Here is a 6,651-nt window from a genome sequence, read left to right as displayed (position 1 = left end):
CGGCGTTACCCGAATTGCTCCGCAATTCGGGGGCAATTCCCTTCGGGAATTGCCGTATGTCGCTCCGCGACATACGGGCTAATTGCTCCGCAATTAGCTGCCCTCCGGGCAGGGGTGGTGATGTTGTGTCAGGGACTGTAGGGGCACGGGGTGTTGAGGTTCAAGCTTGCGGGCTACGGGTCGGGGGCTGTGGTGGTGAAGCTGCGGACTCTGACGGGCTGGGCGGGAACGGATGTGCGGAGCAGGAAGGGGTGACAGTGACCGAGGGTGCGGTATGATGGCTGGACTGTCCAGAGTGAGCGTTTGATCGTGATGCATCACTGTTGGTGCTTCTCGAAACCAGGCACTACCCCAGCGCAGTGGGCTTGACCGTGAGTGCGTCACTCAGTTCTGAATTCCACGACTCGTGGAAGAGGGGGGAAATCCGGTGACCATTTCGATTCTTGATGAACCATCAGAGGACGATGGGCTTGAACTCCGCCCGCACCAGAAGGAATGCGTGGAGGCGATCGTTCACGCATTGTCCGATGCCCGGGGTGGGGATGTGCGGGCGAATGTGGTGATGGCGACCGGCACGGGAAAGACGTTCATGGCGGCGGTGGCCGCGCGCCGGCTGGTCCCGTACGGGCGAGTGCTGGTTCTGGTGCCGACCGTGCTGCTGCTGTCCCAGACGGTCCAGGCGTGGCGCCGGGCCGGCTACCGCGGCCGGATGGTCGCGGTGTGCTCGGCGGCCGACACCGAGCTGCTCGACGCGCTCGGGGACGGCACACTCGAGGACTTCGCCCGCTGCACCACCGACCCGGCGCAGCTGGCCCACTGGATGGCCGAGGACGGCCCCGTGGCAGCGGTGGCGACGTACGCCAGCCTGGTGGACCAGAGAAGCCGGGAGAATGGCGCCAAGGCCCGTGCCGGGGTGCTGGAGCGGGCGTTCCGGGACGACGGTTTGCCACCGGTAGACCTCATGATCATTGACGAGGCACACCGTACTTCGGGGGATGCAGGGAAGGCGTGGGCGGCGGCACTGGACCAGTCGAGGCTGCCGGCAGCGCGACGACTGGCGATGACGGCCACACCGAGGCTGTGGGAGGCACCGGTGGGCGGTGACGCGCGGCAGGTCGCGAGCATGGACAGCCCCTTGTACGGCGAGCGGGCGTACGAGCTGGAGCTGATGGAAAGTGTGGAACGAGGGCTCCTCGCGTGGTGGGAGATCGACATCCTGGAGATCACCGACCCCGACGCCGGCGCGGACGACGACAGCAGCAGCGAGGAAGTGCGGGGACGGCGCCTGGCCGCGCTGCAGGCGGCGCTGCTGACCCACCTGGACGAGTCCGGCGCCCGGTCGCTGCTGACCTTCCACGGCACCACGCTGGCCGCCATGAGCTTCGCGCGGGCGCTGCCGGAAACAGCCGCCCAGCTCCACGCGCAGGATCCGGCCCGGTATCCGAAGCGGGTGTCGGCGGAATGGCTGTCCGGGGAACACTCCCCCAACCACCGGCAGGCCGTGCTGGGGCGGTTCGCGGACGGCGTGGACGAGTACGGATACATTGCGGACGCGCAGTTCCTCGCCTCCTGTCAGGTCCTGGCGGAAGGGACCGACATCCGCGGGCGGGCCGGTGTCGACGGCGTGGTGTTCGCTGACACGCGCAGTTCGCCGGTGCAGATCGTGCAGATCCTCGGCCGGGCACTGCGGCAGGAACCCGGCGAGGGCAAGGTCGCCCGGATCATCGTCCCGGTCTACCTGGCGCCCGGGGAGTCCCCTGACGCCATGATGACCTCCCCGGCCTACCGCGGACTGGTCCAAATCCTTCAAGGCCTGCGTGCTCATGACGACCGGATCCTCCAGAGGCTCGCAGCGGCAGCCGCCACCGCCTCCGGGACACCCACCGAGGTCGTGCGGCTGGACCCGCAGGCCCCCGCAGACACACGCCAGCGCAGCGGCGCGGCCGACGCCGAACTGGACCTGGCCGACGACGACGACCAGGACCAGGACCAGGACCAGGACGAGTATGACGGGCAGGAGCACGACGAGGAGGAGCCCGGAGACGACGAGGAGGACCAGGAGGCGGCGAACGGTGACGGCGCGGGCCGGCCGCGCCCGGCCGCGGTGCCGCTGCTCCGGTTCTCCCGGCCCCGCGACCCCGCCGCGATCGCCCGGTTCCTGCGCACCCGGGTCCTCCAACCCGACTCCGAGGTGTGGCTGACGGGGTATGAGGCGCTGCGGCGCTGGGTGGACGAGCACGGCGACGCGATGGTCCCGGTCACCGCCACCATCCGCTTGGACGACGGCACGGACGAGGACGGCACGGACTATGCACTGGGGAAGTGGGTGGCGCAGCAGCGATGGCTCCTCAGCGACGGCACCCTCCGCCCCCACCGCTACCAGCTGCTCGATGAACTCGGCATGGTCTGGAACGTCGATGACGCGAGATTCCGGCAGGGAATCATCGCCGCGCATTCCTACTACGAAGAATTCGGGACGCTGTGCGCGCCGCGTGACGCGGTAGTGGATGGATTCGCTCTCGGGGTCTGGCTCCACAATCTGCGGAACTCGAAAGCGCTCACCGATTCCCGGCGGGAAATACTGGAGGCCATCGACCCGTGGTGGAACCCGCCGTGGCCACTGGCCTGGCAGCGCTCCTACACCGCCCTCGCCCTCCTGCTGGGCGGAGAAGAAGGAACGCCGGACGTGCCGCCCGGCGTGAGGGTGAACGGCATCGACGTCGGCACCTGGGCACAGCGACAAACTGCCGGATGGGCACAGCTCACCGGAGAGCAGCGGGAACTCCTGACCGCGCTCGGCATAGAACCGCCGGCAGAGAACCGCCGCGCAGACGAGTCCGGCGGGGAGCGGCCGGTCGTGCCCGGGCTGCACCGCCTGGACACCTTCGGCCGCGGCATCGCCGCCTGCCGGCAATATCTCGACAGGGAAGGCCACCTGAGCGTGCCCCGGGCCCACGAGGAGATCCTTCACCCCGCGCCGGGCGAAGACGGCGGCCCGGTGGGCGTACGGCCCGGGGTCTTCCTGTCCAACCAGAAGAGCCGGCGCGCCCGGCTCAAACCGGAGCGGCGGGCCCAGCTCGCTGCCCTCGGGCTGGAGTGGGTGCGATGAGCGGCGGGGAGGACACGATGAGTTCCGTAGGGGTGGCCTGGCTTCGGGCGGAGTATCAGGGCAGGGAGGCGGAGCTGGTCACCCTGTCCGAGGGTGCCGACCTGGTCGGGGTTTCTCGCTCCACTGTCTCGATGTGGGCCGCACGGCACCAGGACTTCCCCAAGCTCGCCCTGGTGACCGGGTCGCCCCGCAAGCGCACCAAGTACGTCGTGCGGGAGGAACTGGTCGCCTTCGCGCAGGCGCAGCAAAGGCGGGGCGTTGACCGGTCAGCGAAAAGGCCGGCCCGGCCTGGTGCCGAGATCGCCGCCGACCAGGTCCAGCGCTGCGAGGCCGTCTTGGCCGAACTCATCCGGCGCGAGGAGAAGCAGCGGGCCGCGCTGGGACGCACCCTGGCCGCCCGGGCCCGGACCGAGGAACGTCTTACCGCGGCCCGGACGCGGCTGAAGGCCGAGATCGCCGCCGCACGTGCAGCTGAGGAGAGCCAGGCGTGACCTCCACGCAGTAGATAGGCGGAGAACGGGCCGCGGGAAACTCACCCTCGTCGGTCAGGTGCTCGCCGACAAGCAGGGCGGTGGCCGTGCACTGTTCGGCTTCCCGGCGGGTGTGGCGTGCCAGGCGTTCGGCGTGCAGGGGCGCGGTCGGTTTCCTGCCGGGTGAGGGCGACCAGGGGGCGTCGGGCGGTGTGCCCGTGGCGCTTTTTTGGGGGCGGAACGCTGGGTCGTGCCGTGGTCTGAGGTGGCCGTCGTGGGTGCCGTTCCGGTGATGCTGTTCATTCCAGTTCGGCGAAGGCTTCCACGGCCCGGGTCTTGCCGGTGACGATGAGGACGTCGCCCGGCTCGACGACGGTTTCGGCTGTGGCGTAGGTGAATGCCTTGCCGGTGCGTTTGATGCCGACGACGGTGACACCGTAGCGGGTGCGGACGCCGCTGATGCCCAGCGGAACTCCGATAGCAGTTTTTGGTGTGAGCGTCTTGACGAGGGCGTAGTCGTCGTCGAACTCGATGAAGTCGAGCATCCGGCCGGTGACGAGGTGCGCGACGCGTTCGCCCATCTCGTGTTCTGGAAGCACTACGTGGTGAGCGCCGAGGCGTTCCAGGATCTGGCCGTGCTGGCGGCTGATGGCCTTGGCCCAGACGTTTTTGACTTCGGCCTCCAGCAGGTTGGAGGTGGCCAGGATGCTGGCCTCCACATCGCTGCCTATGGCGACCACGGCGCTGGTGAATTCGTGGACGCCGAGCTGGCGCAGCGCCTCGTCGTCGGTGGCGTCGGCGACGACGGCGTGGGTCAGCAGGTCTCGGTGGCGTTGGACGCGCCGTTCGCTCTCGTCCAGGCCGAGCACGTCCCAGCCGCGCCGCATCAGCTCGTTGGCCAGCGAGCTGCCGAAGCGTCCCAGGCCGATGACCGCGACCTGTTGGTCGCCGGCCGGCCGTATTCCGTGGGCGCGGTGGGCGCGTCGGGTGCTGCGTTCGCGCAGGGTCTTGAGGAGACTCATGGTTGTCCGTACCTGTCTGTATCTGGTGGTGCTGCTTGGCGCGGCTATCCGATGATCGGTCGTTCTTCGGGATGCTGAAAGCGGCGGCTGCGTTCCCGCAGGGCGAGTGAGGATGCCAGGGTGATCGGCCCGAGCCGTCCGACGAACATGAGCACGATGATGATCGCCTCCCCGGCTGGCGGTAGATCGCCGGTCAGTCCGGTGGACAGGCCTACTGTGCCGAAGGCGGAGACCGCTTCGAAGAGGACCGCTTCGAAGCGGTCCTCCACCAGCGTGAGGAGTGCGATCGTGGAGCACATCACCAGGCCTACGCCCAGCAGCGCTACCGTGAGGGCTTGCCGCAGCACGTGGGGGGCGAGGCGTCGGTGGAAGATGCCGGAGCTGGGTTCGCCGCGTACCTCGGCCAGGATGGCTGCTCCGAGGACGGCGAAGGTGGTGACCTTGATGCCACCGGCAGTGCCCGCGCTGCCGCCGCCGATGAACATCAGCACACAGGTGCCCAGCAGGGTGGCTTGTTCCATCTCGCCGATGTCCACCGCGTTGAAGCCGGCGGTGCGGCTCATCGAGGAGTGGAAGAAGGCGTTGATGACTTTCTCGCCGGTGTGCAGCGGGCCGAGCGTGCCGCCGTTGGACCATTCCAGGACCAGCGTGAGCAGCGTGCCGGCGGTCAGCAGCAGGGCGGTGGTGGCCAGCGTGAGTTTGAGGTGCAGTGACCAGGATGTACGGGCGGTGGCGCGCTGCCGGGCCCGGTGCCGCAACAGCTCGATGATTACGGGGAAGCCCAGACCGCCCAGGATCACCGCTACCGCGACTGGCAGTGTCACCCAGGGGTCGCCGGCGTACCCTTCCAGGCTGTCGGCGTTCAGGCTGAAGCCCGCGTTGTTGAACGCCGAGACGGAATGGAAGACGCCGTGGTAGGCCGACCAGGTGAGTGACTTTCCATGGCCCAGGAGAAGACGCAGGGTGAGGGCGGTGGCGACGACGGCCTCGACCACCAACGTCACCAGCGCGATCCGCTTCAGTACTCGGCGGACCTCCCCGATCCCCTGGCTCTTCGTCTCCGCCTGCGCGGTCAGCGTCATCCGCAGCCGCAGCTTCCCGGCGATGAGCAACGCCAGCAGCGAGGCCAGCGCCATGATGCCGAAGCCGCCGACCTGGATGAGGCCCAGGATCACCGCTTGGCCGAAGCCGCTCCAGTGCTCGCCGGTATCCACCACGACCAGGCCGGTGACGCAGACCGCCGAGGTCGAGGTGAACAGGGAAGTCACCAGGTCGGTGGTGGTGCCGTCGGCGGAGGAGACCGGGAGGGCCAGCAGAGTGGCGCCGATCACCACCGTGACACCGAACGCTATGACCACCGCGCGGGCCGGGTGTATCCGGACAAGCACGCGGCGCAACGCCTGACCAGCCACGTCACACCGCTCCATGGGCCAGCGTCCAGGAATCTCCCGGACGCGCCAACCGAACACTGTAGAGCTCAGGGGTGAGGTGGTCCGCACCACCCTACTGAGTGGGTCTGAACGTCACGATCGCCAGCCGGCTCACGGCCACATGCGAACTCTTGAACCTGAGACAGCACGACCCCGCCAAGAAGCTATGAAGCCTCCACGACAGCAACGCCCACCCGGAATCTTTCACTTCGTGACAGCGCCGGTCCTGTCCGCAAACCCTCACTGGCCAGCACTGAGCACCGTGCTTCGGCTCAGGCGCCCGTGGCAGCCGGTTCCTCCGCAGTGCGCCATCAGGCGGCCCACCCGACGGAGGCGACGTTGGTGTAGGCGTCGTAGCCGGAGCCGAGGTCCATGATGATCTCGTCCCAGATGCCTTCCATCGCTTGGTCGTCGTTGTTCAGCCAGGCGTCGACGGCGGCGTTCCAGATGCGGGGGCGGACGTTGATGTGGCGCACGGCCAGGTCCCGGCGGTGGGGCTGCTGGACGTTGCGCTGATCGACGGGGTCGATCTCGATCCGGGTCCCCCGGCCGTTGTTCGCGAGGCGGCGTTTGAGGTGGGGGGTGACCCGCTGGCGGCGCAGGTCCCAGTAGGCCCGGTC

General features: G+C 68.5%; 4 protein-coding genes and 1 pseudogene. 2 read left to right on the top strand and 3 right to left on the bottom strand.

Going from position 1 to position 6,651, the window contains the following annotated elements:
- Positions 1-406 precede the first annotated feature (406 nt).
- Together PJ985_RS22955 and PJ985_RS22950 are read left to right on the top strand one after the other, a co-directional pair.
- The gene (locus PJ985_RS22955) at positions 407-3,109 is read left to right on the top strand and encodes a DEAD/DEAH box helicase (RefSeq protein WP_333909892.1); all 2,703 of its coding nucleotides are present in this window, start codon (positions 407-409) and stop codon (positions 3,107-3,109) included.
- A gap of 17 nt (positions 3,110-3,126) precedes the next feature.
- Entirely contained in the window at positions 3,127-3,600 is a 474-nt protein-coding gene (locus PJ985_RS22950; protein ID WP_271685813.1) for a hypothetical protein, read from the top strand.
- A 278-nt stretch (positions 3,601-3,878) separates the two neighbouring features.
- Here PJ985_RS22950 and PJ985_RS22945 read toward each other — a convergent pair whose 3' ends face one another.
- The 3 genes and pseudogenes from PJ985_RS22945 to PJ985_RS22935 all read right to left on the bottom strand — a co-directional run.
- Positions 3,879-4,601 (bottom strand): potassium channel family protein, encoded by a 723-nt coding sequence (locus PJ985_RS22945; protein WP_271685812.1) that lies wholly within the window; start codon positions 4,599-4,601, stop codon positions 3,879-3,881.
- A 44-nt stretch (positions 4,602-4,645) separates the two neighbouring features.
- Positions 4,646-6,013 carry a TrkH family potassium uptake protein gene (locus PJ985_RS22940; protein ID WP_271685811.1) on the bottom strand — a complete coding sequence of 456 codons (1,368 nt, stop codon included), beginning with the start codon at positions 6,011-6,013 and terminating at the stop codon, positions 4,646-4,648.
- A 329-nt stretch (positions 6,014-6,342) separates the two neighbouring features.
- Positions 6,343-6,651, bottom strand: a pseudogene (locus PJ985_RS22935) (transcriptional regulator); the annotation flags it as partial.

The sequence above is a fragment of the Streptomyces sp. ACA25 genome (assembly GCF_028200735.1).
Classification (GTDB): Bacteria; Actinomycetota; Actinomycetes; order Streptomycetales; family Streptomycetaceae; genus Streptomyces.
This window is presented reverse-complemented; position numbering and strand designations above follow the sequence as displayed.

Coding starts and splice junctions, on each gene's coding strand:
- PJ985_RS22950 (WP_271685813.1), top strand. CDS start 3,127: ATGAGTTCCGTAGGGGTGGCCTGGCTTCGGGCGGAGTATCAGGGCAGG.
- PJ985_RS22945 (WP_271685812.1), bottom strand. CDS start 4,601: ATGAGTCTCCTCAAGACCCTGCGCGAACGCAGCACCCGACGCGCCCAC.